At 43.7% G+C, this 24,689-nt stretch carries 23 protein-coding genes; 15 read left to right on the top strand and 8 right to left on the bottom strand.

The genetic code is table 11. From position 1 onward, the window contains the following. The first annotated feature begins 201 nt into the window (after positions 1-201). From bamJ (M5F03_RS04695) to ahr, 9 genes are all read left to right on the top strand, one after another. Positions 202-915: a BamJ family beta-barrel-assembly machinery protein gene (gene bamJ, locus M5F03_RS04695; protein ID WP_249706994.1), complete on the top strand. Its 714-nt coding sequence runs from the start codon at positions 202-204 to the stop codon at positions 913-915. A 54-nt stretch (positions 916-969) separates the two neighbouring features. Further along, entirely contained in the window at positions 970-1,662 is a 693-nt protein-coding gene (bamJ, locus tag M5F03_RS04690) for a BamJ family beta-barrel-assembly machinery protein (RefSeq protein ID WP_249706991.1), read from the top strand. A 193-nt stretch (positions 1,663-1,855) separates the two neighbouring features. Next, on the top strand, positions 1,856-2,596 hold the full coding sequence (locus tag M5F03_RS04685) for a dienelactone hydrolase family protein (protein ID WP_249706989.1): 741 nt from the start codon (positions 1,856-1,858) through the stop codon (positions 2,594-2,596). 51 nt (positions 2,597-2,647) lie between these two features. Next, positions 2,648-3,007, top strand: coding sequence for an HIT family protein (locus tag M5F03_RS04680; RefSeq protein ID WP_078194095.1), 360 nt, complete (start codon positions 2,648-2,650; stop codon positions 3,005-3,007). A gap of 156 nt (positions 3,008-3,163) precedes the next feature. Continuing rightward, complete coding sequence (gene mutY / locus M5F03_RS04675; protein ID WP_249706987.1) at positions 3,164-4,210, top strand: A/G-specific adenine glycosylase; 1,047 nt, start codon at positions 3,164-3,166, stop codon at positions 4,208-4,210. An 85-nt stretch (positions 4,211-4,295) separates the two neighbouring features. Then, complete coding sequence (locus M5F03_RS04670) at positions 4,296-4,802, top strand: M23 family metallopeptidase (RefSeq protein WP_180085982.1); 507 nt, start codon at positions 4,296-4,298, stop codon at positions 4,800-4,802. Between the two features lie 15 nt (positions 4,803-4,817). Continuing rightward, positions 4,818-5,063: a hypothetical protein gene (locus M5F03_RS04665; protein ID WP_078191630.1), complete on the top strand. Its 246-nt coding sequence runs from the start codon at positions 4,818-4,820 to the stop codon at positions 5,061-5,063. A 19-nt stretch (positions 5,064-5,082) separates the two neighbouring features. Beyond that, the gene (locus M5F03_RS04660) at positions 5,083-5,652 is read left to right on the top strand and encodes a DNA-3-methyladenine glycosylase I (protein ID WP_249706985.1); all 570 of its coding nucleotides are present in this window, start codon (positions 5,083-5,085) and stop codon (positions 5,650-5,652) included. A gap of 25 nt (positions 5,653-5,677) precedes the next feature. Next, positions 5,678-6,700, top strand: a complete 1,023-nt coding sequence (ahr, locus tag M5F03_RS04655; protein WP_180042054.1) for an NADPH-dependent aldehyde reductase Ahr — start codon at positions 5,678-5,680, stop codon at positions 6,698-6,700. A gap of 70 nt (positions 6,701-6,770) precedes the next feature. Here the strand turns inward: ahr and M5F03_RS04650 are convergent, their stop codons facing one another. Further along, on the bottom strand, positions 6,771-8,207 hold the full coding sequence (locus M5F03_RS04650) for an aminotransferase-like domain-containing protein (RefSeq protein WP_180116256.1): 1,437 nt from the start codon (positions 8,205-8,207) through the stop codon (positions 6,771-6,773). Between the two features lie 107 nt (positions 8,208-8,314). Between M5F03_RS04650 and M5F03_RS04645 the strand changes: the two genes are divergently transcribed. Then, positions 8,315-8,743 carry a hypothetical protein gene (locus M5F03_RS04645; protein ID WP_249706982.1) on the top strand — a complete coding sequence of 143 codons (429 nt, stop codon included), beginning with the start codon at positions 8,315-8,317 and terminating at the stop codon, positions 8,741-8,743. A 32-nt stretch (positions 8,744-8,775) separates the two neighbouring features. On the opposite strand, the gene M5F03_RS04640 is transcribed toward M5F03_RS04645, so the two are convergent. Further along, on the bottom strand, positions 8,776-9,420 hold the full coding sequence (locus M5F03_RS04640) for an START domain-containing protein (protein ID WP_180066868.1): 645 nt from the start codon (positions 9,418-9,420) through the stop codon (positions 8,776-8,778). A gap of 58 nt (positions 9,421-9,478) precedes the next feature. Next, on the bottom strand, positions 9,479-10,300 hold the full coding sequence (dapB, locus tag M5F03_RS04635; protein WP_078194102.1) for a 4-hydroxy-tetrahydrodipicolinate reductase: 822 nt from the start codon (positions 10,298-10,300) through the stop codon (positions 9,479-9,481). 198 nt (positions 10,301-10,498) lie between these two features. Between dapB and M5F03_RS04630 the strand changes: the two genes are divergently transcribed. Then, positions 10,499-12,142, top strand: coding sequence for a PglL family O-oligosaccharyltransferase (locus tag M5F03_RS04630; RefSeq protein ID WP_249706980.1), 1,644 nt, complete (start codon positions 10,499-10,501; stop codon positions 12,140-12,142). Positions 12,143-12,226: 84 nt separating this feature from the next. Here the strand turns inward: M5F03_RS04630 and dnaJ are convergent, their stop codons facing one another. The 4 genes from dnaJ to M5F03_RS04610 all read right to left on the bottom strand — a co-directional run bounded on the left by dnaJ (position 12,227) and on the right by M5F03_RS04610 (position 18,206). Next, complete coding sequence (gene dnaJ, locus M5F03_RS04625) at positions 12,227-13,345, bottom strand: molecular chaperone DnaJ (protein ID WP_078194104.1); 1,119 nt, start codon at positions 13,343-13,345, stop codon at positions 12,227-12,229. A 106-nt stretch (positions 13,346-13,451) separates the two neighbouring features. After that, positions 13,452-13,829 carry a hypothetical protein gene (locus M5F03_RS04620; protein WP_078194105.1) on the bottom strand — a complete coding sequence of 126 codons (378 nt, stop codon included), beginning with the start codon at positions 13,827-13,829 and terminating at the stop codon, positions 13,452-13,454. A 133-nt stretch (positions 13,830-13,962) separates the two neighbouring features. Further along, complete coding sequence (locus M5F03_RS04615; protein WP_078194106.1) at positions 13,963-17,100, bottom strand: efflux RND transporter permease subunit; 3,138 nt, start codon at positions 17,098-17,100, stop codon at positions 13,963-13,965. After that, positions 17,100-18,206, bottom strand: a complete 1,107-nt coding sequence (locus M5F03_RS04610) for an efflux RND transporter periplasmic adaptor subunit (protein ID WP_180026215.1) — start codon at positions 18,204-18,206, stop codon at positions 17,100-17,102. The genes M5F03_RS04615 and M5F03_RS04610 overlap by 1 nt, the downstream gene beginning before the upstream one ends. 151 nt (positions 18,207-18,357) lie before the next feature. Here M5F03_RS04610 and M5F03_RS04605 point away from each other — a divergent pair, with 151 nt between their 5' ends. The 4 genes from M5F03_RS04605 to M5F03_RS04590 all read left to right on the top strand — a co-directional run bounded on the left by M5F03_RS04605 (position 18,358) and on the right by M5F03_RS04590 (position 24,443). Beyond that, complete coding sequence (locus M5F03_RS04605; protein WP_249706978.1) at positions 18,358-18,981, top strand: TetR/AcrR family transcriptional regulator; 624 nt, start codon at positions 18,358-18,360, stop codon at positions 18,979-18,981. Positions 18,982-19,133: 152 nt separating this feature from the next. Then, entirely contained in the window at positions 19,134-21,818 is a 2,685-nt protein-coding gene (gene ppc / locus M5F03_RS04600; protein WP_180116242.1) for a phosphoenolpyruvate carboxylase, read from the top strand. A gap of 297 nt (positions 21,819-22,115) precedes the next feature. Next, the gene (locus M5F03_RS04595; RefSeq protein WP_249706974.1) at positions 22,116-23,420 is read left to right on the top strand and encodes a solute carrier family 23 protein; all 1,305 of its coding nucleotides are present in this window, start codon (positions 22,116-22,118) and stop codon (positions 23,418-23,420) included. Positions 23,421-23,534: 114 nt separating this feature from the next. Next, positions 23,535-24,443, top strand: coding sequence for a LysR family transcriptional regulator (locus M5F03_RS04590; RefSeq protein WP_249706972.1), 909 nt, complete (start codon positions 23,535-23,537; stop codon positions 24,441-24,443). Between the two features lie 3 nt (positions 24,444-24,446). On the opposite strand, the gene M5F03_RS04585 is transcribed toward M5F03_RS04590, so the two are convergent. Further along, the coding region (locus M5F03_RS04585; RefSeq protein WP_249706968.1) for a TSUP family transporter at positions 24,447-24,689 on the bottom strand (243 nt) is incomplete at its 5' end.

The following is a 24,689-nucleotide window of genomic DNA, read 5'->3' as shown; positions in this document are numbered from 1 at the left end:
TGTGCGAAATTTATGTTGCATGCCTCTTTCTGTATAAAAAATGTTTTATATATTCATACCGTTATAGTATAAAAATAAGAACATGACTATGATGATCTTTCCTGCACCTTACCTGATCGTAGAGATAGGTAAGCGCTGAACAGGAAAAGTCTGCTAGAATTTCAGCAACTTTTTACATATAAAATAATTGTGGGAAAATATATGAGTAAGGCCCTACCTATCGCTGTCGCTGTATTACTCGGCGGTGCCGCACTTGTTCCTGTTTACTATGCAACTAAAACACCTGCTACGCAATCAGCAACATCAACTCAACCAGCTGCAAATGCTTCTGCTGTCGCTAAAATCAGTTATGCACTTGGTTATGAAGTTGCCCATCAAACGCCTCCAGAATTAGATATTGATAGCTTTGTCACAGGCGTTCGTGCAGGCCATGCTCGTGCAAAACCTGCATATACTGAAGAAGAATTACAAAAAGCATATGCTGAATTCCAGCAAGAAATGCAAAACAAACAACTTAAAAGCAATAAGCAAGCACAAAGTAGCAGCGATAATTTCTTAACAGAAAACAAAAGCAAAGCTGGGGTTAAAACTACAGCTTCTGGTTTACAGTACCTAACAACGAAAGAAGGTACAGGTAAACAACCGCAAGCCACATCAGTTGTTAAAGTCCACTACACAGGTAAGTTAGTAGATGGCACAGTATTTGATAGTTCAGTACAGCGCGGCGAGCCAATTGAATTTCCGTTGAACCAAGTAATTCCGGGTTGGACTGAAGGTCTGCAGTTAATGAAGGAAGGTGGCAAAGCTACTTTATATATTCCCTCAAACCTAGGTTATGGTGCTCAAGGTGTTCCAGGAACAATCCCACCGAACAGTACTTTAATTTTTGATGTAGAACTCATTGAAGTTAAATAATAAAACCGGTACAGGAGAGCTTTTCGCTCTCCTGCTTTATTTTGAGACTCGGTCATGAAATTACAGATCAGTATGTTGTGTTTGACACTCTGCTCAAGCACTGTATTTGCCAAAGATGTCAGTAATAAAAGTAGTGCTGCAGAACAAGTGGGTTATAGTTTTGGTTATTTAATGGGACGCAGTAATGCTGAATCCATTAAGGATTTGGATATTGATGCATTTGTTGCAGGTTTAAAAGCAGCTTCTAAAGGTCAAGCTTCGTCATTAACAGATGAAGAAATGACCCGTGCCTTAACCCAATATAAAAAGCAAACCGAAGCGAAACAACTGATTGAACTGAAGCAAAAAGCGGATGCGAATGCCACCATTGGTGCCGCTTTCCTTGCTGAAAATGCAAAAAAAACGAGCATTCAGGTCACGAAATCTGGCCTGCAGTATCAAGTCATTCAAGCCGGCAAAGGTAAGTCACCCAAAGCCAATTCAAATGTGAAAGTTCACTATGAAGGGCGCTTAATTGATGGCACTGTTTTTGATAGTTCAATTGCACGCAACCAACCTGCGATGTTCCAAGTGAGCCAAGTCATTCAGGGTTGGACAGAAGGTCTACAGTTGATGAAAGAAGGTGCAAAATATCGCTTCTTCATTCCTGCCAATTTGGGCTATGGGCAAATTGGTTCAGCAGACGTCATTGAGCCAAACAGCACACTGATTTTTGATGTAGAGCTCATTGAAGTTCTCCCGAAATAACAATACTCCCTTCAGGAGCATCGACAAATCTCGGTGCTCCTCAATATTTCTTCGTACCATTATTTTCTTTTACAATTTTTTTGATTGATTTGACTTAAAATTCACATTGATATCTTATATTTATTTCACAAAAACTCATTTCCCTTTATTTTAAATCTTCATTAACTGCGTAGCCGCACATAAGGATTTGACCATGACCGTTAAAATTAAGACGCGCGAAATTCAATATACAGCAGCAGATGGAACTCAACTTTTTGGCTATTTTGCTGCTCCAGAGTTAGACACTGCGATCGCAGGTGTGTTAGTTGCCCCTGAATGGTGGGGACGCAATGAATATACCGAACAACGTGCGCGTGAATTGGCAAAACAAGGCTATGCTGCTTTCGCTTTGGATATGTATGGTGACAAAAAAGTCACCACAGATGCCAAGCAAGCTTATGAATGGATGATGCAGACTTTTGATCATGCCGATACCATTGTGACCCGTGCGTCTGCTGCATTAAACACTTTGGCACAGCAAAAAGAAGTAAATGCAGATAAACTCGCAGCCATAGGCTTTTGCTATGGTGGAAAAGTCGTGCTGGATTTAGCTCGTTCAGGTGCTGCATTAAAAGCTGTGGTGACCTTCCATGCAACACTTGCTACAGCGACTCCTGCACAAACAGGACAAGTTCAAGCAGAGATTTTAGTGCAACATGGTGAGCTCGACTCGATGGTGAGCTTAGAAGATGTTGCGACCTTTAGAAATGAAATGGATGCTGCCCAAGTGAAGTATCAAATCAATATTTTTGAAGGTGCAAAACATGGCTTTAGCAACCCGATGGCGGATGAACGCGCCAAAGCCAACGGCGTAGATTTAGCTTATAACGCTACTGCAGAACAACAAAGCTTAGCGGCCATGTATGCCTTGTTAGCACGCCAGCTTGGTTCTTAAAGCGCTAAGAACCAATACCAATATTTAATTTATAAAAATGAGGAGAGCACAATGACAGATCTCAATTGTCCATATTGCAATTTTGACGAATATGACGTTATTGCAAAAAATGATTTTGGAGTTGTACTTCCTGAACCACACACACTGTCTAAAGGACATGCTGTCATTGTCCCGCTACGTCACGTTGGTTCTTTTTTTGAAATTACTGATAAAGAACGTAAAAGTTTAATGTCCTTACTTGAACAAGCACGTAATGAATTAAATTTACGTTATCAACCTACTGGCTTTCATATTGGGTTTAATGATGGACAAGTTTTTGGCGAAGCTACTGAACATGTGCACATTCACATTATTCCACGTTATGAAAACCAAACGTTGGCGCTTGATTCCCGCTGGGGCTTTAAAAGCTAAAATTTAAAAATTGACCCTCACTAAGGAGCTTCGGCTCCTTTTTTGATAGCCACTATTTTTGCATTTCCCCTGATATACAGATTTCGTTTTGAACAAAAAAGAATGCCTATAGAAAGATGTATACTAGGCAGGTTTTTTCAATTTTGACTGTATTGCATGTTTAACTTTTCTGATGCCCTTCTCGACTGGTTTGATGTCCATGGTCGTCATGACTTACCGTGGCAAGTGAAGGATGACCCTTACAAAGTGTGGGTTTCAGAAATTATGCTGCAACAAACCCAAGTCAAAACTGTCCTACAATATTTTGATCGATTTATTCAACGGTTTCCGACTGTTGAAGATTTAGGCCATGCCTCTTGGGATGATGTGGCGCCCTATTGGGCTGGCTTAGGCTACTATGCACGGGCTCGGAACTTACACAAAGCCGCGGGTATTGTTGCACATCAGGGACATTTTCCAAGCAATCTTGAGCAGTGGATGGAACTACCGGGCATCGGCCCGTCTACCGCGGGTGCACTGATGTCTTTAGGTTTAAGACAATATGGCGTGATTATGGACGGCAACGTCAAGCGAGTATTGTCTCGTTTCTTTGCTATAGAAGATGATTTATCGAAACCTGTACATGAACGGGCCATGTGGCAACTGGCGACAGAGCTCTGCCCCACTGAACGCAACCACGATTATACCCAAGCGATTATGGATTTGGGTGCAACGGTATGCACGCCGAAAAAACCACTCTGTTTATATTGTCCCATGCAACAGCACTGCAAAGCACATGCTCAGGGTTTAGAAACTGAATTACCTTATAAAAAGCCTAAAAAGCCTGTTCCAGTGAGAGAGGCTCAAGTCATGCTGATTCAATCTGCAGGAGAATGGCTGTGGATACAACGTCCGAATAGCGGTCTATGGGGCGGTCTGTGGTGTTTACCTATTTTTGATCAACCCCATGAGTTTCAATCCCACACTCAGCAACTTGGACTGAAACCTACCACCACTCAAGTGCAGATATCACATAGCTTTACCCACTTCACTTGGCTTTTAGAAGCTACTGTATTTACCGTTGCTGCCGATCAAAAAGAGCATTTAGCGATTGAATGCAACGGACAGTGGTTTAGCCCGATACAAGCCACTGCACTCGGTATTCCAACCGCCATGAAAAAACTCATTTCTACGCTAGAACTCGAAAGCCATTCTATGCCATAGTTTTTAACTGCTCATCAATTGAATAGGGACAAATGTGACTCAAGAGTTTTTGCTTCGCAGAGGGTTGTTCGGCGGTATTGGTTTTATGTTGCTTTTACTCAGCGCCTGTACATCAACTCCCCCCAAACCATCTGGTAGTACATTGCCTGCACATGAAGTGAAAAAATTACAAAACATGCGTTTACCCAATCAATTGCCTGTTCCTGTTCATCAAGTCAAACGAAGTGCGCTCAAGGATACTTGGGGCGCAGCGCGTAGCCAAGGGCGGAGCCACGAAGGCATTGATATTATTGTTCCACGTGGAACAAAAGTCCTCAGTGCTACAGAAGGTTTAGTTGCTGACTTACGTAATAACAATTTGGGTGGTAAAGTGATATGGATTATGGGGCCCGCAGGCTCTTGGCATTATTATGCGCATCTTGATGGTCATAAGCGTGGCTTAAACGTCGGCGACTATGTCAAAAAAGGTGATGTCATTGGCTATGTAGGTAATACTGGCAATGCTCGACATACTGCACCACATTTGCATTATGGCATTTACTTGGGTGGTAAAGGTCGCAATGCCGTTAACCCCTATCCGTATTTACGTTAATTTTAGGAAACATACATGTCAGAAGCGTTGATCAATCGTCTGGTGGAATTTGCAGAATCTGGTAATCAACAAAAAATCAGCCTCAATGGACAGTCTTATCAGGGCTGGATCATGGAGATCACTGAAGAAGCATTACTCATCAGCACCGGCTACGCAGACAAATCAGGTAAAGATGTATGGATTCAATTTGCCGATCTCGATCAAGCGGAACTGTTGTATTGGGACAATAAAAACGATCAATGGACTGTCTTTAAAATTTAAGTCAAAAGGAGCATTCAACATGACGATACAACGCTGTGCTTGGTGCTCCGAAGATCCTTTATATATTGCCTACCACGACACTGAGTGGGCTAAACCTAGTTTTGATGAGCAGCATCTCTTTGAAATGCTATGTCTTGAAGGACAACAAGCGGGGCTGTCTTGGATCACTGTGCTGAAAAAGCGGGCCTGTTATCAGCAGCATTTTTTTCAATATCCCATTGCCGAAATCGCAGCGTTGAATGACCTACAATTACAAGAAAAATTACAAGATTCAGGTTTGATTCGCCATATCGGCAAACTCACTGCCATTCGTGATAATGCAAAAGCATGGCAACAGTTAAAAGCCCAAGGGATTCATCCTGTAGAATTTCTTTGGAGTTTTGTCGAAGGTCAAATTGCCAATAATGATGTCGTTGAATATCGTAGCGCCCCTGCACAAACCGCTCAAAGTCAGGCAATGTCCAACGCATTAAAAAAGCATGGTTTTAAATTTGTCGGCCCGACGACTTGCTATGCTCTGATGCAAGCTATCGGCATGGTCAATGATCATGAAAATCACTGTGACTTTAAATACACGCACGAAGAATGACCTCAAAAGCAGAAAGGATAGAATAATGAGTGACAATACAATCCACGCCTATGCAGCAATGAACAGTGGTGAAGCCCTTGTTCCCTACCAATTTGATGCAGGTGAATTACAAGCCCATCAGGTTGAAGTCAAAGTCGAGTATTGCGGTCTTTGTCACTCAGATATTTCTATTATCCAAAATGATTGGAAATCTTCGGTTTATCCTGTGGTCCCAGGGCATGAAGTAATTGGAACCATTACCCAACTCGGCAGCGAAGCCAAAGGACTCAAAGTCGGACAACGTGTAGGCATTGGCTGGACAGCAGAAAGTTGTCAACACTGTGACCCGTGTATCGATGGTCGCCAAGTGCAATGTACCGGAACCAAGACAGCGACGATCGTCGGTCATGCAGGTGGCTTTGCCGACAAAGTCCGTGCTGGCTGGCAATGGGTTATTCCCCTTCCAGATGATCTCGACCCAACCAGTGCTGGCCCTCTGCTCTGCGGTGGGATTACGGTATTTGATCCCATATTACAGCACCAAATTCAGGCCATTCACCATGTTGCCGTGATCGGCATTGGTGGTTTAGGTCATATGGCGATTAAACTGCTCAAAGCTTGGGGCTGTGAAATTACTGCGTTCAGTTCAAACTTAGATAAAACCGATGAACTTAAAGCCATGGGGGCTGACCATGTGGTGAATAGTCGTGATCTTGCTGCAATTAAAGCACAACGTGGTAAGTTCAATTTGATTTTAAGCACGGTCAATGTGACGTTGGATTGGCAAGCCTATCTTTCGACTTTGGCACCGAATGGAAGCGTTCACATGCTTGGCCTAGCACTTGAGCCGATGCAAATCCCCGCAGGTATGCTGATCAGCGGTGCTAAATCGGTTACTGGCTCATCAACAGGCTCTCCTGCAGCACTGCGTGAATTACTTCGATTCGCCGCACGTCAAAATATTGCACCTCAAATTGAAATGTATCCAATGTCTCAGGTGAATGAAGCGATTGAACGTTTGCATTCAGGAAACGTGCGTTATCGTATCGTGTTGAAAGCTGATTTTTAACGGCAAAAATCTAAGCCCCAAAAGCCTGCTGCATGCAGGCTTTTTTTGTATGCTTTATGGACTCATTAATCTAGATGACATTTGTGTTTCTACATTCCTTACGCACCCAATCTGCAAGCAACAAAATGGCCTGCTGAATATCTACAGACAACTCATGCCCGGCATTTAGACGAATACAGTTGTTATAACGATTGTCCTCACCAAAAATTAAACCTGGCACAATATTGATGCCATGTTTTTGCGCATGGTAATACAGCGCCAAACTGTCTATTTGTTCAGGCATCTGCAACCACAGTGCATAACTGCCTTGAGGCCGATTTAGACGGATATCAACCCCTTGAAAAGCATCGTAAATATACTGACGATACTGCTCTACTTGCACCATTAATTTAGGACGCAATTCAGCAAGATGTTGGCGATACGCACGACTAAAAATCAAATCTGCAAGTCCTAACTGCAAAGGCGTATTCACCGAATCATTTTGCAAAAGTAATTTCGGACGCAAATGTTGCAAATGTGGTGGAAGACAAAACCACCCCACCCGATAAGAAGGCGATAAAGATTTTGAAATCGACGCACAATAGATCACGTAGCCCGCCCGATCCCAATATTTGATAGGCAATGGTCGCTTTGCATTGAAACTACACTCAGCATAAATATCATCTTCAATCACATAACATTGATATTTTTCAGCCAGTTGTGCAATTCGTTCCTTATCTTCATTACTTAAACAAAAACCCAAAGGATTTTGAAAATTTGCAGTCAATAAGCATACTTTCGCGCCTGAATCCCGCATCGCCTGCTCTAAACGATCTAAATCAAAACCTTCCGTATTGGCAGGAATTTCAACAATTTTCCGCTTCAATAAAGCCAATAATTGCAATTGCCCGTTATAGTTCGGCGTTGGAACAATGACACTCTCCCCTTCCGCACTTAGATTTTGCAACATCACTGACAAAGCAGGCATACAACCATTGCTGATGTAAATATCATCCTTAGGCATGTAAAAACCATCTTCAGCCCAATGTGCCGACAAAGCTTCACGCAATTGTGGATGACCTTGCCGATTGTTATATAAAAAATCTTCTGGTTTACAATGCTTTAATGCCCTTTGGATTGAACGTCTGATTGCTTCAACAGGAACAAAATTGGGGGACAACTGAATTGAACCCAAATGAATCAGGCGACTATTTGCAGATGCTTCATGGATCTGAATTTGCAATTCTAAATTCGAAATTTCACGAGGTCGGGAATCAAAATCAGGATGATTCGGCACGGCAATTTGCTGGGCTTTCTGTGAGGATTGTACAAAATAACCAGACTTTTCTTTGACATAAATGAGGCCTTTGGCTTCAAGTAATTCATAGCAGCGTTTCGCGGTATTTAAACTGATCTGATGCTGCTGTGAAAATTGACGTAGCGCATAAAGACGCTGCCCTGCGGCCAATTCACCACTATAAATTTTCTGTGCCAACTGCTGCGCAAGCTGCTGATATTGAAAAGCCATCTGTACCCCTTTTTTAATCATTCTTGTATCTGTACCCATTAAGTTAACAGATTTAAGCTGAATGCATCAGGTTGATATCTCAAAAATAACGATAGGGGGAAAATTAAATGAATGACTTCACGCAGCTTCGAGCGGGTCTAATCATCATCAGTACACTCACGCTTATGGCGTGCCAACCCAAACAGCACACTCAAGCCCAAAGCCAGCAAAATTTTATCTGTAAATCTTTAATTCAAGGCTTTTTAAGTGCCCAAAAACTGACGCAATATGAACTTGAACAGATCCAACCGATCACCAGCGGTGGGTTACATCAAAAGCTATATATCTATAAAGCCAAGTCTGAAAACGGCATGAATATCATGCCGCAGCAAGCCAAACTTCGCTTTGCCTGTGAACAAATGACCGCGCGGCAATTTCAAATCAAGTTACATCCGCATCAATTTCCAGAACAGACCTTACTCAGCATCGAACTCCCTGAGGCACAGCACATGCAGCAGTTGACTGCATTTCGTCTGCCTGAGCAGCGAAGTCATTGATCGTTCATATTGAACTGAATCATTACTGGTGCTTATTTTAAAATTTCGGGAAAGGTCGCAACAGTTTTGCTTTTACCCAACTGCACTTTCATTTTTTGTAGCATTTGATAAGGCTGTTGCTGCACGAACATATTCACGAAACTGAGCGGAATGGAACCTTCCGGATTGGCATAGCCATAGGTTGACACTTTGACTTTTTGATTGCCTAAACGCTGGAAGGTCCAATCGCCCTCATAGTCGGTGAGGCGTACATAATTGGGATTGATCGGATAACCTTTTTTCACCGCTTTATTTTGGATGCTAATGATGCCTTGTGCATCTTTACGCATTTTGCCTTGTACCACCAAATCACGGTCTTTCAAAGGAAAAGGAAAATCCAGCACCATATATAAGCTGAATTCGCCTTTTTGGTCATCACGGGATAAGACTTTGACACTGCCCATATAAGGGACCCAATTCACTGCATTTTCCACATCTAAAATCAGGGAAACCGCTTTTTCAATGGGCACATCAAAACTGGTTTCAGCTTTGTATTGAAAGACAGGATTTTGAGCATTTTGGTAGGTCCAAACTTTAATATTATTTTTATTAATCGTGAGTTTAGCATTATCCATAGTTTTCGCTTGTACTGCCGCAGTGAATGCGACAGCACAGGCCATAAAGATGACTTTTTTCATTCCATTGATCGTCTTATTTTAATTTTATGCTGTTGTTATAACGGATTTTAACGCACTTTTATACGTCAATATCGTTAAAACCCAGTACATCTTTCATATCGTACTTACGTGCTTCACGACCAACTACCCATGCAGCTGCACGTACTGCACCAGAGGCAAAGTTCATACGGTTGGTCGCTTTATGGGTAATTTCAACACGTTCGCCATCCGCAATAAACATCGCAGTATGTTCACCGACAATGTCACCACCGCGAATCGTTTGGAAGCCAATGGTTTGACGTTCACGTGGACCCGTATGACCTTCACGGCAATACACAGCATCTTGTTTTAAGTCACGTCCTAAAGCACCGGCAATGGCTTCGCCCCACATTAGCGCTGTACCTGATGGTGCATCAACTTTATGGCGATGATGGGCTTCAATCACTTCAATATCCACAGTATCGCCAAACACTTTTGATGCCAATTCAAGAAGTTTGATTGAAACGTTTACACCGACAGAATAGTTCGCTGCATAGACCACAGGGGTTTCTGTTGCTGTTTCATCGAGATAAGCTTTTTGCTCATCATTCATACCTGTGGTACCAATGACAATCGCAACGCCTGCTTCACGGCAAAGTTTAAGATGCTGTGCTGTTGCTGCAGGTGCAGTAAAATCGATCACGACATCACAATCTTTTAAAACCTCAGCTAGGTTACCAACAACCTTTACGCCAACCGCGCCAATCCCTGCAAGTTCACCGGCATCCGCACCGACCAAGCTACTTTCAGGACGTTCTACCGCAGCAGCTAATTGATAACCAGCTTGCTGAACCGCCTGAATTAAGATGCGTCCCATACGACCGCCTGCGCCCAAGATACCAATACGTGGAGCTGCTGACATAACATTTTCCTAATGTTGATTCGAAATTGGTCTTACTATATCAAAACTCCATGCGCAGGCTAAGTTGCAAACAAAAAAATCCTGCATTTTCCGAAGGACTTTTGCAAATCAACTTCTACCACAGACGCTGACTATTCCCTCACCAAGTTTGGGTATTTTCACGGTATGATAGGCACGTTCTATTGATCTTGAATATTCATGAAAACCCTATTGTATCTTTGTGCGGCAGTCTGTATTGCACTGGCATGGCTGATTCCGATTCATTACCGACCTTGGGCCACGTATACCGGTGAGCTTTATACCTTCTTTGCTCTGTTTGCCTTAGCGGCAACCTTCTTTAAAGAAAAGCTCATGGTGGCAAAAATTTCCTTGCCCCTGTTGCTCTTAGCGCTGATTCCCTTCATCCAACTGGCTTTTGGGCAGGTGTATTATTTTAGTATTGCCTTACTCTGTATGCTGTTTGTGTTCAGCTTCTGGCTGTGTATCAATCTAGGTTTTAGTCTCTCGCAAGGTACAGAAAAACGCGAAAAAACCTTCCTATACCTAAGCTATACCTTTGTTGCTTCTGGGGTCATGACCGGACTCATCGCAATATGTCAGTGGTTAGATTTCGACTCGTTTCTTCCTTTTGTGATGAAAATTAGTGGAACTACGCGCCCATTTGCAAACTTTGCTCAGCCGAATAACATGGCCACGTTTCTGCTCATGTCTTTGTTAGCCTGCCTATATGTTTATGAACAGCAAAAAGTTAAAACGCGCTATTTGGTCGCTTGTGCAATTCCTATTTTAATTGGGGTCGCGCTCAGCCAATCTCGCACCTCTTGGGTAGCAAGTATCTGTGTCCTAGTCTATTTGGCTTATGCACAGTACAAAGATTATATCCGTCTCCGCTGGTTTTACAGCTTGGCATGGTTTATCGGCTTTGTGGCACTGATTGTATTGATGCCAAAATTAAGTCAAATCATGAGCCAAATATCCGACATGAATATTCAAGAAAGTCGTGACGTAGTCAAACGTGCTGGTGGAGATATGTCTCGTTTAGCCATTTGGCAACAAATGGCGCATGCCGTAGCTGCACAGCCTTGGTTTGGCTATGGTTGGCATCAGACTAGTAGTGCTTTTGTCTCGATCTCTGACACGGTGCAAGGGCCTGTATGGATTCGTAGCTCACACAATTTTATTTTGGATTTCTTATTGTGGAATGGCGCCATTATTGGTGTGCCGTTCTTGGCCTATTTCGCCTATTGGGGCATTCAATTACAGAAGTTAGCCAAGTCTGCATTATCTGTCATTGGCCTATTGATGGTCGGTGTCTTCGTTATTCATGCCATGTTGGAGTTTCCGCAAAACTACGCATATTTCTTACTGCCTGCGGGTTTTATTATCGGGATTCTTCAAGCTGCGAAATCACAGACGGCTACATTGAGTCTGTCTCCGTGGTTTATCCGCATTGTTTTCGTGATTGGTGCCGTGCTGATTACGGTGATTTATCGTGATTATGCCAATGCAGCAATTCAGCTGGGTCAGGCATCAAAATATGAAAAAACGCCGGAGAAAATCACTAATCATGAGCCGATCTATTTACTCACAGAATTTAGACATCGGGTAGCGATTATTCGTTTAAATCCATATTCCATCGTTTCTGAACAAATCATTCAGGATACTGAAAAATTGGTTCGCAGCTACCCAGCGAAATACCACATCATTAAATATGCACGTTTATTGGCATTTAATGGTCGTGAGGCTGAAGCACGTCATCAGCTACAGCGTCTTAAAAATATCTATAGGCTGGACATGAGCTATGAGAGTTTATTAGCGCCTATATCACAGCCGAAACCTTAAAACGCTCATTAAAAAAGCCTGCAATTATGCAGGCTTTTTTATAGCTAAGTTCACATCACAGCGAACTCAAGCAAATCATATCAATTAATCAAATAAACGGTCGAAGAATGATTTTTTCTTCGGAGATGATTTATTGTCATCGCCATCCATCGTGTCTTGTAACTCTTTTAACAACTCACGTTGACGAGCCGTTAAGTTCACAGGCGTTTCCACCACAATACGGCAGAGTAAGTCACCGGTCATGCTGGTACGTACAGGTTTCACACCTTTACCACGTAAGCGGAACAATTTACCGGTTTGAGTCCCTTCAGGCACTTTCAAGCTCACACGGCCATCGAGTGTCGGAATTTGAATTTCTTTACCCAATGCAGCATCCGCAATGCTTACAGGCACATCCATATATAGGTCAGCGCCATCACGTTGGAAGATTTCGTGTTCACGTACCACCACTTCTACATATAAGTCGCCTGCTTGGCCATCACGGATCGCCTCGCCTTTGCCACTTAAACGTACGCGGTCGCCATTGTCCACACCTGCAGGAATGGTCACTTCTAAAGTTTGCTGACGGTCAGAAACCCCTGAACCATGACATTTATTACATGGGTTCTTAATGATTTTACCTTGACCACGACAGGTGCTACAGGTTTGCTGCACAGAGAAGAAGCCCTGTTGCATACGCACTTGACCTGCACCATGACAGGTTTTACAGGTTTCAACGTCGTTTGGATTTTTAGATCCTTTACCATTACAGGCATCACATGGCGCTGGCGCAGTAAAGGTAATAGTTTTTTTCACGCCTTTTACAGCTTCCTCAAGGGTAAGCTCCATAACATAGCGTAAGTCTGAACCACGGCGTGCACGTTGCTGACCACCACGGCCACCACCGCCAAATGCGCCACCGAATATGTCACCAAACTGACTAAAAATATCTTCTGCACTAAAACCACCACCGAAGCCGCCGCCGCCGCCCATGCCGCCTTCAAAAGCTTGATGTCCCATACGGTCATACATACTACGTTTTTCGCTGTCCGATAAAACTTCATATGCTTCTGCAGCTTCTTTGAATTTTTCTTCAGCTTCTGGGTTATCTGGATTACGGTCAGGGTGATACTTCATCGCCAACTTACGGTAGGCTTTTTTAATTTCATCATCACTTGCGGTTTTAGATACACCTAAAACCTCATAATAATCACGTTTAGCCATGTCTGGCGATGCTCCTCACGGAATTTAATTTAATACTTAACTGTGGTCTGAAATTGGGGAATCAAACCATTTTTTCAAGGGGTAGGCAGGAAAAAAATAAATCGACTTAGAAAACAGCCTTATTTTTAACGAATTTGGATAGACCTTGGATCCATGCATTTAATAAATACAAAAAGGCAATCGCAGCAAAGACCACACCAATTACCGTGCATGCAGTCACCCAAAGATAGGTGTCCCAATAATAGAAAAATAAAGGAATAAACCACAGTGCGGCAAAAATGGCCATCATGGAATAAATCACGACGGTGCGCATGACCCAAAGCGCTTGGGCTTGGAGCCAAACTTCTGCAGAATCGATTTGAGTGACTTTGCGTGCAAAGCCGTAGGCAAATACACCACTAATCAGGGTAAATAAAGCGAAAAACATGAAGACATAAGAAATCGCAACATAACGGCGATACTTAGCTAAACTCTCTGCTGTCATCTGTGATTCAACCCCGTACACCACAATATGCCGCGCTGCACTTGTGGTTGTTTTACTTTTTAAAAATGTCTTTGTAGATCAGGTGCTACTATAGAGAAAAATTCAATATTTCGCACCCAATATTATGACACTTTTAAGGATTCTGCTGAGTTTTTTTCACTTTAAACCACTGTGCATATAGCGCAGGTAAAAAGAACAAGGTCAGCAGGGTCGCCACGATCAATCCACCCATAATCGCCACGGCCATTGGACCGAAGAAAATACTGCGAGAAAGTGGAATCATCGCCAATACAGCGGCCAATGCAGTCAGCACAATTGGACGGCAACGACGTACCGTCGCATTGATAATCGCATCCCAAGCCGACTCCCCAGACTGAATATCTTGTTCAATCTGATCAATCAAAATCAGTGAATTGCGCATAATCATTCCAGACAGTGCAATCGTGCCGAGCATCGCCACAAAACCAAAGGGTTTATTAAACAATAACAGGAATAACACCACGCCAATAATGCCCAAAGGTGCTGTTAAAAATACGATCATCGCCCGTGACATGCTGCGTAATTGAATCATCAACAAAGTCATGACAACTGCGAGAAATAATGGCATGCCTGCATTTACAGAAGTTTGGCCTCGTGCTGACTCTTCCACAGTGCCGCCTACTTCGAGTAGATAACCATTCGGCATCTCTGCACGTAACTGATCAAATGAATCTTTTAACTCACCCACCACCGTTGCAGGTTGCAATTTACTGCGAATATCCGCGCGCACAGTAATGGTCGGTAAACGGTTACGATGCCAAATCAAACCTTCTTCAAAGCTATACTCAATTTTCGCAATCTGCGCCAATGGCACTGAACCACCATTGCTGGTCGGTACTGCCAAACTGCTGAGCGAACCGACATCCAATCGCTCCGCTTGATCACCACGCATCCGAATTTCAATCAGCTCTCGTTTCTCACGATACTGATTAATCACCGCACCACTGATTGAACTATTCAGGAAATTGGACAGATCTAAGCTGGAAACTCCCATTTGACGTGCGCGATCTTGGTCGATGTCCAGTTTAATAACTTTGCTTGGCTCACCCCAATCCAAATGCACATTGGTGGTGTTCGGGTTTTCACTGACTTTTGCAGACACACGTTGTGCCCACTCACGCACTAAGCTTAGATCTTCACCCGACACGCGGAACTGCAATGGATAACCCACAGGTGGCCCATTTTCTAAAAGTGAAACCCGTGTACGTACTTCAGGTAAGAGCTTACGAATTTCTTCTGCTAATGACTGGCGGATCTCATTACGATCATCTAAAGATGAAGCCAATACCACAAACTGAGCAAAACTGGCTTGGGGTAACTGCTGATCTAGAGGTAAATAAAACCGCGGCGAACCGGTACCCACATAAGCCACAAAATTATCAATGCCTTGTTTTTTCGACAAGAACGCTTCGACTTTTTTTACTGCCGCTTCTGTGGCTTTCAGCGACGCACCTTCCTCAAGCTTTAAATCCACTAAAATTTCAGCACGGTTTGACGGTGGGAAGAACTGCTGTGGTACGGTTTTAAACATTAAAATCGATAACACAAAAATGCCCACCGTCGCTGCAATCACCGTCTTGCGATAAGTCACACAAGTGTCAACCCAACCACGGAAACGTTGATAAAACGGAGACTGATAAGGATCATGATGTTCGCCGGCATGATGCACCATCGGCTGAGGTTCAGGTTGTTTGCGCAAACGTGCCCACAGGCGCTGATACCACGGGGCTTTTTGTACCAAATCTTTGTTGAAATCGGGCAGTAATTTATCCCCCAAATAGGGAACAAACAGCACTGCTGCAAACCATGACACCACCAATGCGATAGTGACCACTTGGAAAATCGAGCGAGTGTATTCCCCTGTGCTCGATGCGGCTGTGGCAATCGGCAAAAATCCTGCAGCCGTAATTAGCGTGCCTGTTAGCATTGGAAATGCAGTCGTCCGCCATGCATGTCCGGCGGCTTGTAACCGGCTATAGCCCTGCTCCATTTTGATCGCCATCATTTCGACAGCAATAATCGCATCATCCACCAATAAGCCGAGTGCGAGAATCAATGCTCCCAAAGAAATCTTGTGCAAACCGACATCAAACATCTGCATACCGGCAAAGGTCATTGCCAAGACCAATGGAATGGAAAATGCAACGACAAGACCTGTACGGAAACCCAAGGAGAAGAAGCTCACCAATAGGACGATAATCACCGCCTCAGCGAGGACTTTCATAAACTCATTGACACTGCGCTTCACGGCTACAGGCTGATCCGACACTTTTTTTAGTTCCATGCCCAAGGGCAAGGTTTTTTGCAAGCGGGCAAATTCTGTTTCTAGGTTTTTACCCAAAGCCAGAATGTCGCCACCTTTACGCATCGACACGGCAATGCCTAAACCATTTTCACCCATAAAACGCATACGAGGCTGCGGTGGATCACTAAAGCCACGATGTACATCTGCCACATCACCCAATTGAATCGTTCGTCCATTCACCAATAAGGGCATCTGACGCAGTTCATCAATGTTTTGTAAATTACCACTGACACGCACTTGAATCCGGTCTGAATTGGTTTCAAAAAAGCCGGCACTCGCAACCGTGTTTTGCTGCTGCAAGGCTTGTTGAATCGCCGTCACGGGTATGCCCATTTGCGTGGCTTTGGTGTTGGAAATTTCAATCCAAACTTTTTGATCTTGCAGACCAATCAAATCCACTTTCGCAACGTCTTTCACTCGTTGTAACTGGAGCTGTAAACGGTCGGCATATTCCTTCATGGTGGCATAGTCAAAGTCTTTGCCGGTCAGCACATAGATATTACCGAAGGTGTCACCAAACTCATCATTAAAGAAAGGACCTTGCACCCCAGATGGCAATTGATGGCGAATATCATTGACCTTTTTACGTACGGTGTACCAAACATCGGGGACTTGCTGCGAACGTAGACTGTCCTTGGCCACAAAGGTCACCATGGATTCACCCGGACGTGAATAAGCCATGATGCGTTCATACTGCCCCGTAGTCATCAGTTCTTTTTCAATCCGATCGGTGACTTGTAGCGAAACTTCTTTGGCTGTTGCACCAGGCCAATAGGTTTGAATCACCATGACTTTAAAGGTAAATGGCGGGTCTTCACTCTGCGACAATTTGGAATAAGAAAATATCCCAACGATGCCCAGCAGAATCATAAAATAAAGGATTAAGCCTTTATTTTTCAGTGCCCACTCAGACAAGTTAAAATTCATTATTTAACTCCTGCCTGAATGTGTACCGCTCGATTTTCACGATCAACGGGTTGTATTTTTTGTTTTTCGCGGAGCAAATGCACGCCGCCAACCACAACAAAATCCCCTGCTTGCAGACCACTGAGTACGGGCACGCTGTCACGTCCGTATTCGCCTAAACTTACTGGAACTTTACGTACCGTATTATCTGCATTGACCACCATCACATATGCCTGCTGACCACTCGCAGACACACTCGATAACGGCACATGCAAAACATTCTGCTGTGCTTTGGTTAAAAATACCCGTGCACTTTGCCCCAGTTGAATGGCACTATTGCCTTCACGCAGTGCCACCTTGACACTATAAGTACGAGACTGATCGGCAGCAGGACTAATTTCACGCACATAGCCTGCAAATTTTTCCTGTGGTTTAGACCACAAGGTGACCCATGCATCCTGCCCTGTTTTAATTTCAGTAACCGCTTGTTCAGGCACACCAATGACCACGTCACGTTCACCAGCTATCGCCAATTGAAATGCCGGTTGTCCTGCTGCAATCACTTGACCAATCTCAATATTGCGCTCAGTAATGACCCCAGTTTTATTGGCAATTAATTGGTTATAACCGGTCTGATTACGACTCACATCATAATTTGATTGAGCTTGCTTTAAGTTCGACTGTGCTGCTTTATATTGGTTTTCCACCGCATCGTACTGCGAGCGACTCACGGCATTGACTGGCAATAATTGCTTAAAGCGTTTTAGTTCATCTTCAGCAATTTGTGCAGCGGAACGCGCACTTTCAAGCTGCGCTTGTGCTGCATTCAGTTGCAACTGTGCATCTTTGACGTCTAATTTTGCCAAGACTTGCCCGACTCGGACTTGGTCTCCAACATCGACATAGCGCTCAGTGATTTGGCCGCCAACCCGAAAAGCTAAAGCTGTTTGCTGGCGGGCTTGTACATCACCCGCATAACTTTTTTGTTCAAAATGTGTGGCGCCCGGCTGAGTCACCATCACAAATGGCACTTCCTGTTCCGTTTGGGCTTTATCCTTGCTGCATCCCCATAAGGTCACACTGCAAACGATAATCATGCTGACAACTGTGGTCTTAATCGTACTCATGAAGTTCGCTCTTAATAAAAAGTCTTTTTTAGGGCAGAATATTATTCAATTAATTTGGTTATTTTTTAATTAATAAACCATGCGGTACATTAATTAGATTAATTATCCTAAATCAATGACCTTTTCGCCTTTTTTGGAATTTTTTCAGCAAATGAATGTCGGCCGCCCAAAAGACTTAGAAAAACGACAACGGATTTTAGAGTCTGCAAAACAATTATTTTTAGAAATGGGCTATCACGGTTGCAGCATGAATCAGATTGCGCAACATGCAGGGGTCACCAAACTGACGGTCTATAACCATTTTCAGGACAAAGCCACTTTATTTACCAGTGCAATTGAAGACACCTGTGAAAATATTTTGAATACCCGCCCGCGACATCTGCACAGCGAAAGTCATTTTATGCAGGCTTTCGTTGAAATTTGTGAGTTGGGGCTGAACATCATGAATTTGCCAGAAGCCATTAAACTGGACTTATTACTTTTGGAGTTGGCTGCCGAACACAGTCCCTTGGTCGAACAGTTTTTCCGTGCCTCACATTTGAAAATGCGCCAAGTCTGGGAGAATTTCTTTCAAGACGCAGCAGCTTTAAATTTCATTCAGCAGGATAATCCTGCCCGACAAACTGAACTGATTGTGTCGCTACTGATGGGCCTACGCCATCAAGAAGTCTTATTGGGCATGCGCCCAGTACCTGAAGCAGCAGAGCGACAGGCCATTATTCACTCTGCTATCGACATCTTTATGCTGAAATATCAACTCAGCGCACAGAGCTAAGCATTTTCTGAAATATTTCAACGCTAAACTGAAACAAATGGCATAGCTATTGCTCATTTACCTAGAAAAGTCATCCGACTTTTGTCTGTACCCCCTTTTGCCACAGCACTTTCGGGGTATAGTCGAGACAGGAATACGCGGAGAAATAACAAATGATTCAACAAATTGATGCTCCATTACGTGAAGACGTGCGCTTACTGGGCAATTTATTGGGTGAAACCCTAAAGCAGCATGCAGGACAAGATTTGTTTAATCAAGTAGAGCAAATTCGTGCTTTGTCTAAAGGCGCGCGCGATGGACAAGTTGAAGCTGAAAAACAGTTAGAACAATTATTTTTAAATTTAAAAGATGAAGAAATTTTGCCACTGACCCGTGCATTTACGCACTTTCTCAACTTTGCCAATATTGCCGAACAGTACAATGTGGTGCGCAGCCGTCGCCAAAGTGAGTTTGATGAGCAAGCACCTTCACCGAATCCACTCGATCATTTATTTGAAAAATTTAAAAGCAATAACATCAGTGCGGAACAACTGTTCCAACAAATTTGTGAATTAAAAATTGAACTGGTCCTGACTGCACATCCAACTGAAGTCAGCCGTCGAACCTTGATCCAAAAATATGATGGTATTAATGATTGCCTGTTTAAAATGGATCAACAAAAACTTACGCCACGCGAACGCAAAGCCGTACTGGATGATTTAAAACAACTGATTTGCTCGGCATGGCAAACGGATGAAATTCGTCAACATCGCCCGACGCCTGTCGACGAAGCTAAATGGGGCTTCACGACCATTGAACAGACCTTGTGGAATGCTGTACCCAAATTCATGCGTGAATTGGATGGCATGGTTCAAGATCATTGTGGCAAGACGTTGCCTTTAAATGTTGCCCCTGTGCGCTTTGCGTCATGGATGGGCGGTGACCGTGATGGTAACCCAAACGTCACCCATAATATTACTCAAGAGGTGCTGTGGCTTTCACGTTGGAAAGCTGCCGACCTGTATTTACGCGATATCGAAGACCTGCGTTGGGAACTTTCGATTCAGGAGTGCAGTAAAGAACTCAGTGATGCCTTGGGTCATTTCCACCCTGAACCGTATCGTGAATATCTACGTGATGCGCGGGAACGCCTCAAAGCCACTCGTCACTGGTTGGCACTAAAACTCCGTGGCGAAGATGCTGACGATAGCCAAGTCATTAAAAGCCGCCATGAGCTGCTCGATCCACTATTGGTTTGCTACCGTTCACTGATTGACAGCGGTTTACCTGAAATTGCCAATGGTCAGTTACTCGACTTTATTCATCGAGTGAATTGCTTCGGTATCGAATTACTCAAACTCGATATTCGTCAGGAATCCACGCGTCATCGCCAAGCGATTTCTGCCATTACGGAATATTTAGGTTTAGGCAATTTTGAAACATGGACGGAGCAAGCCCGTCAAAACTTCTTGATTCAGGAACTCCAAAGCAAACGTCCACTGTTACCGAAGTTTTTAAATGAGCCGAAACAAAGTCTGATTGAACATCCAGATGTACAAGAAGTCTTTGCGACCATGCGCACTTTGGCAGAACAGCCACCTGAAAGTTTAGGGGCTTATATTATTTCCATGGCCGAACATCCGAGTGATGTCTTGGCTGTATTGTTACTGCAAAAAGAAGCCGGCATCAAACAAGCGCTACGTGTCGTGCCACTGTTTGAAACCTTAAAAGATTTGGATGGTGCAGCCCGTACCATGAATACCCTATTCAATATGCATTGGTATAAGCAGCATATTCAGGGTAAACACGAGGTGATGATTGGCTATTCAGACTCAGCCAAAGATGCGGGCTTTATGTCGGCAAACTGGGCGCAGTATCGTGCACAGGAAGAATTAACCGCAGTTGCGAAAAAACATGATGTACAACTGACATTATTCCATGGCCGTGGCGGTTCAATCAGCCGTGGTGGTGCGCCGACACAGCAAGCCCTATTTTCACAGCCACCGGGTTCGATTTCAGGAGCGATCCGTGTCACAGAACAAGGGGAAATGATTCGCTTCAAGTTTGGATTAGAAGGCATTGCCTTACAAAACTTAGAAATTTACACCGCAGCGACCTTAGAAGCGACCTTATTACCACCGCCTGAACCGAAACAGGAATGGCGTCAGCTCATGCACAGCATGACGGATCTGTCTGTACAGGTATATCGTCAAACCGTGCGTGAAAATCCGCATTTTGTAAAATACCTACGGACTGTAACGCCAGAACTGGAACTACAAATGTTACCGCTCGGCTCACGCCCAGCCAAACGTAAAGTTAGCGGTGGGATTGAGTCATTACGTGCGATTCCGTGGGTGTTCGCATGGACGCAAATCCGTTTGATGCTTCCTGCTTGGCTAGGTACTGGTGCTGCGATTAATCAAGTGATTGATCAAGGTCAAAAGCAGACACTCGAAGAAATGTTAGAGCAATGGCCGTATTTCCAAACGTTAATTGATATGTTGGAAATGGTCTTGTCTAAGGCTGATGGTCATGTGGCGCTGTATTATGAGTCTCATCTGACGGATGACTCAGACCTCAAACAGTTGGGTGAAGAGTTACGTCAGCGTTTACGTGATGCGGTACAAACGCTATTAGCACTCAAAGGTGAATCGAAATTACTCAGCAGTAACGATGTGCTCGACCAATCCATGAAGGTGCGTAAGCCTTATTTATTGCCGCTACATTTACTACAAGCCGAACTGATGAAACGCCGCCGTGCATACCTTGCCGAGCGTCAAGCTGAAAATACCCCAGTCGACCATGCGTTGATGGTTAGCATCGCGGGTATTGCGGCAGGTTTGCGTAACACTGGCTAAATCTTCCAAGTTTTCAAAAAGCACACAGAACTGTGTGCTTTTTTTTTGACCAGTCATATTGGTTTTAATTTATTTTGGAATATATAAAATAAGAAAAATTTATGAAGAATTGGCTCTTATCCTATTTGATTAATTGCATGATTTAATGCCTTTTTTACACCCTTAAAACTTTTACCATTTGGTAAATTTACATGTAAAGTCATGTAATTAGTTTGAACAAAATATTTTTAAAAGAGATTAAATCTTCTAAAAAACAAGAGTATGATGTGCACAATTTATCTATTGAGTGCTCATTTTATGTCCAATTGGTTTCCCAAATGGCGCCCGTACGAAGGCAATATTGATGCACGTCCTGTAGGTACAAATGAGTACCTACCTCCGGTGCAAAGTGTTGTATTGGGGATACAACATGCCTTTGCAATGTTTGGTGCAACTGTCCTTGCGCCATTTTTGATGGGCTTTGATGCCAACCTTGCGATTTTAATGTCGGGGATCTGTACCATCCTGTTCTTCTTTATGACAGGTGGTCGTGTACCAAGTTATTTAGGCTCTAGTTTTGCCTTTATTGGTGTGGTCATTGCCGCAACAGGTTATGCAGCGTCAGGTACTGGCGCAGCAAATGCCAATATCGCATTGGCTGCTGGCGGGATTATGGCCTGCGGTATTTTATATGCCATTTTTGGTTTTATCGTGATGGCAACGGGTACCCGTTGGATTGAAAAACTCATGCCGCCTGTCGTTACAGGTGCAGTGGTGATGATCATTGGTCTCAACCTTGCCCCAGTGACCATTAAAGGGGTTGCCGGTAATAACTTTAATATGTGGATGGCTTTAGTAACCGTACTATGTATGGGTTCAATTGCTGTGTTCACCAAAGGTTTATTACAACGTCTATTACTCTTAGTTGGCCTTCTACTCGCTTACTTGGTGTATTACATCATTTCCAATGTCATGGGTCATGGCACACCAATCAACTTCATTCCAGTACAAGAAGCCGCTTGGTTTGGTGTTCCTCAATTCCATTCGCCTGTTTTTGATTTCAATGCCATGCTGATCATTGCACCGATTGCTTTGATTTTGGTGGCTGAAAACTTAGGTCACATTAAAGCTGTGGGCGCGATGACAGGTGAAAATCTGGATCCGCACATTGGTAAAGCTTTTGTTGCTGATGGTGTTGCAACCACGCTTTCAGGCGGTGTCGGCGGCCCAGGTATGACCACTTATGGTGAAAACATTGGTGTGATGGCAGTGACTCGCGTTTACTCAACCATCGTCTTTGTCTTTGCAGGTGTCTTTGCCATTTTCCTTGGTCTTTCTCCAAAGTTTGGTGCGATTATTCATACCATTCCGCAAGCCATTTTGACAGGTGCATCGATTGTTGTATTTGGTCTAATTACCATTGCAGGTGCGAAAATTTGGATTGAAAACAAAGTCGATTTCTCAAAAAATAAAAACCTGATGGTGGCAGCAGTCACGATTATTTTAGGTACAGGTGACTTTGCACTTCAATTCGGTAACTTCAACTTAGGTGGTATTGGTACTGCTACATTTGCAGCGCTGATTTTGAACAGGTTCTTTAGCTTGGGCGACAAATCAGAATAAGCCCCAAGACATTTAAAAAAGAATACAACATTCATTTGAAAAGCGGCCGAAAGGTCGCTTTTTTTTATAGCTACACTTTCGGTAAGATAAGGCATTAGCCAAGGAATACACCCTATGCGACTGGATTTGTTCGACCTTCAATTGGTGCTGCACATTGTAGACAGCGGCAGTCTGACCAAAGGCGCTGCTCGTTCTGCCATCTCGCTACAAGCAGCCAGTGAACGGATTAAAAAACTCGAACAGCATTACCGCACAGCCCTGTTCACTCGCCAAGCCAAAGGGGTCAAACTGACTCTTGCCGGTCAAACCTTAGTTGTACATGCACAGCGCATCTTAGGTGAGGGGCAACAATTAGAACACGCGATGCTGCCCTTTGCCCATGGGCTAAGTTCCAATATGACCTTATGGTGTAATTCATCTGCACAAAGTGAATATTTGCCGGTCTTGCTGCCACGTTATTTACTGGAAAATCCCAATATACAAATTGAGCTGCATGAAGCAGAGTCTAAAGACATCATTGCAGCGATAGAGCAAGGTAATGCACAACTGGGCTTAATTTCAGGTTTCTTTAAATCTGCACAGTTACCAACACTTGAGTTTGCAAATGATCCTTTGGTACTGATTTGTCCTATAACTCATGAATTGGCCTCGATATCTAGCGTCAAACCCGCAGAGATTTTAAATTATCCCTTTGTCGGTTTGATGCAATATCATTCCTTACAACAATCGATCGAGGCTCAAGCCAAATTATTCGGCTGTGAAATTCAGTATCGGTTACGTTTGCCGAACTTTGCCGCGATCGCGCAAGTGGTGGCGAATGGTGTGGGCATTGCCATCATGCCAAAACGTGCGGCCCAACGATTACTCAGTTTGTATGCCTTTGCACAAGTTGAGCTCAGCGGTGAATGGGCCAATCGAAAACTGCTCCTTACCGCACGTAATTTTGATGATTTACCCTTAAATTATCAGCATTTCAGTCAGTTTCTACTGTCACAAAAATCTACTTTAGATGGCCAAGTCTAGGCTTTAAATCACGCCAAACTGGTGCAACATCATATAGCCACCGAGGGCAATCAACCCGATAAAAAACACCTTACGGAATTTTTGTTCTGGAATGCGGTAACGAATTTTTTTCCCTGCCCACATCCCAATGAGCGCTGGAATCAGTGCTATGGCTGACATGGCATAATCAATCGGGAGATCTTCCACTGGATTTTGCTGTAAGAACACTGCCAAACAAATGGTTGATGTGGTAAAGGCTAAACCGAG

Origin of the sequence: Acinetobacter amyesii (genome assembly GCF_023499985.1) — a bacterium.
Lineage (GTDB): Bacteria > Pseudomonadota > Gammaproteobacteria > Pseudomonadales > Moraxellaceae > Acinetobacter > Acinetobacter amyesii.
This window is presented reverse-complemented; position numbering and strand designations above follow the sequence as displayed.

Excerpts from the sequence above, each read along its gene's own strand:
- bamJ (WP_249706994.1), top strand. The coding sequence starts at position 202 with ATGAGTAAGGCCCTACCTATCGCTGTCGCTGTATTACTCGGCGGTGCC.
- bamJ (WP_249706991.1), top strand. The coding sequence starts at position 970 with ATGAAATTACAGATCAGTATGTTGTGTTTGACACTCTGCTCAAGCACT.
- M5F03_RS04685 (WP_249706989.1), top strand. The coding sequence starts at position 1,856 with ATGACCGTTAAAATTAAGACGCGCGAAATTCAATATACAGCAGCAGAT.
- M5F03_RS04680 (WP_078194095.1), top strand. The coding sequence starts at position 2,648 with ATGACAGATCTCAATTGTCCATATTGCAATTTTGACGAATATGACGTT.
- mutY (WP_249706987.1), top strand. The coding sequence starts at position 3,164 with ATGTTTAACTTTTCTGATGCCCTTCTCGACTGGTTTGATGTCCATGGT.
- M5F03_RS04670 (WP_180085982.1), top strand. The coding sequence starts at position 4,296 with ATGTTGCTTTTACTCAGCGCCTGTACATCAACTCCCCCCAAACCATCT.
- M5F03_RS04665 (WP_078191630.1), top strand. The coding sequence starts at position 4,818 with ATGTCAGAAGCGTTGATCAATCGTCTGGTGGAATTTGCAGAATCTGGT.
- M5F03_RS04660 (WP_249706985.1), top strand. The coding sequence starts at position 5,083 with ATGACGATACAACGCTGTGCTTGGTGCTCCGAAGATCCTTTATATATT.
- ahr (WP_180042054.1), top strand. The coding sequence starts at position 5,678 with ATGAGTGACAATACAATCCACGCCTATGCAGCAATGAACAGTGGTGAA.
- M5F03_RS04650 (WP_180116256.1), bottom strand. The coding sequence starts at position 8,207 with ATGGCTTTTCAATATCAGCAGCTTGCGCAGCAGTTGGCACAGAAAATT.
- M5F03_RS04645 (WP_249706982.1), top strand. The coding sequence starts at position 8,315 with ATGAATGACTTCACGCAGCTTCGAGCGGGTCTAATCATCATCAGTACA.
- M5F03_RS04640 (WP_180066868.1), bottom strand. The coding sequence starts at position 9,420 with ATGAAAAAAGTCATCTTTATGGCCTGTGCTGTCGCATTCACTGCGGCA.
- dapB (WP_078194102.1), bottom strand. The coding sequence starts at position 10,300 with ATGTCAGCAGCTCCACGTATTGGTATCTTGGGCGCAGGCGGTCGTATG.
- M5F03_RS04630 (WP_249706980.1), top strand. The coding sequence starts at position 10,499 with ATGAAAACCCTATTGTATCTTTGTGCGGCAGTCTGTATTGCACTGGCA.
- dnaJ (WP_078194104.1), bottom strand. The coding sequence starts at position 13,345 with ATGGCTAAACGTGATTATTATGAGGTTTTAGGTGTATCTAAAACCGCA.
- M5F03_RS04620 (WP_078194105.1), bottom strand. The coding sequence starts at position 13,829 with ATGACAGCAGAGAGTTTAGCTAAGTATCGCCGTTATGTTGCGATTTCT.
- M5F03_RS04615 (WP_078194106.1), bottom strand. The coding sequence starts at position 17,100 with ATGAATTTTAACTTGTCTGAGTGGGCACTGAAAAATAAAGGCTTAATC.
- M5F03_RS04610 (WP_180026215.1), bottom strand. The coding sequence starts at position 18,206 with ATGAGTACGATTAAGACCACAGTTGTCAGCATGATTATCGTTTGCAGT.
- M5F03_RS04605 (WP_249706978.1), top strand. The coding sequence starts at position 18,358 with ATGAATGTCGGCCGCCCAAAAGACTTAGAAAAACGACAACGGATTTTA.
- ppc (WP_180116242.1), top strand. The coding sequence starts at position 19,134 with ATGATTCAACAAATTGATGCTCCATTACGTGAAGACGTGCGCTTACTG.
- M5F03_RS04595 (WP_249706974.1), top strand. The coding sequence starts at position 22,116 with ATGTCCAATTGGTTTCCCAAATGGCGCCCGTACGAAGGCAATATTGAT.
- M5F03_RS04590 (WP_249706972.1), top strand. The coding sequence starts at position 23,535 with ATGCGACTGGATTTGTTCGACCTTCAATTGGTGCTGCACATTGTAGAC.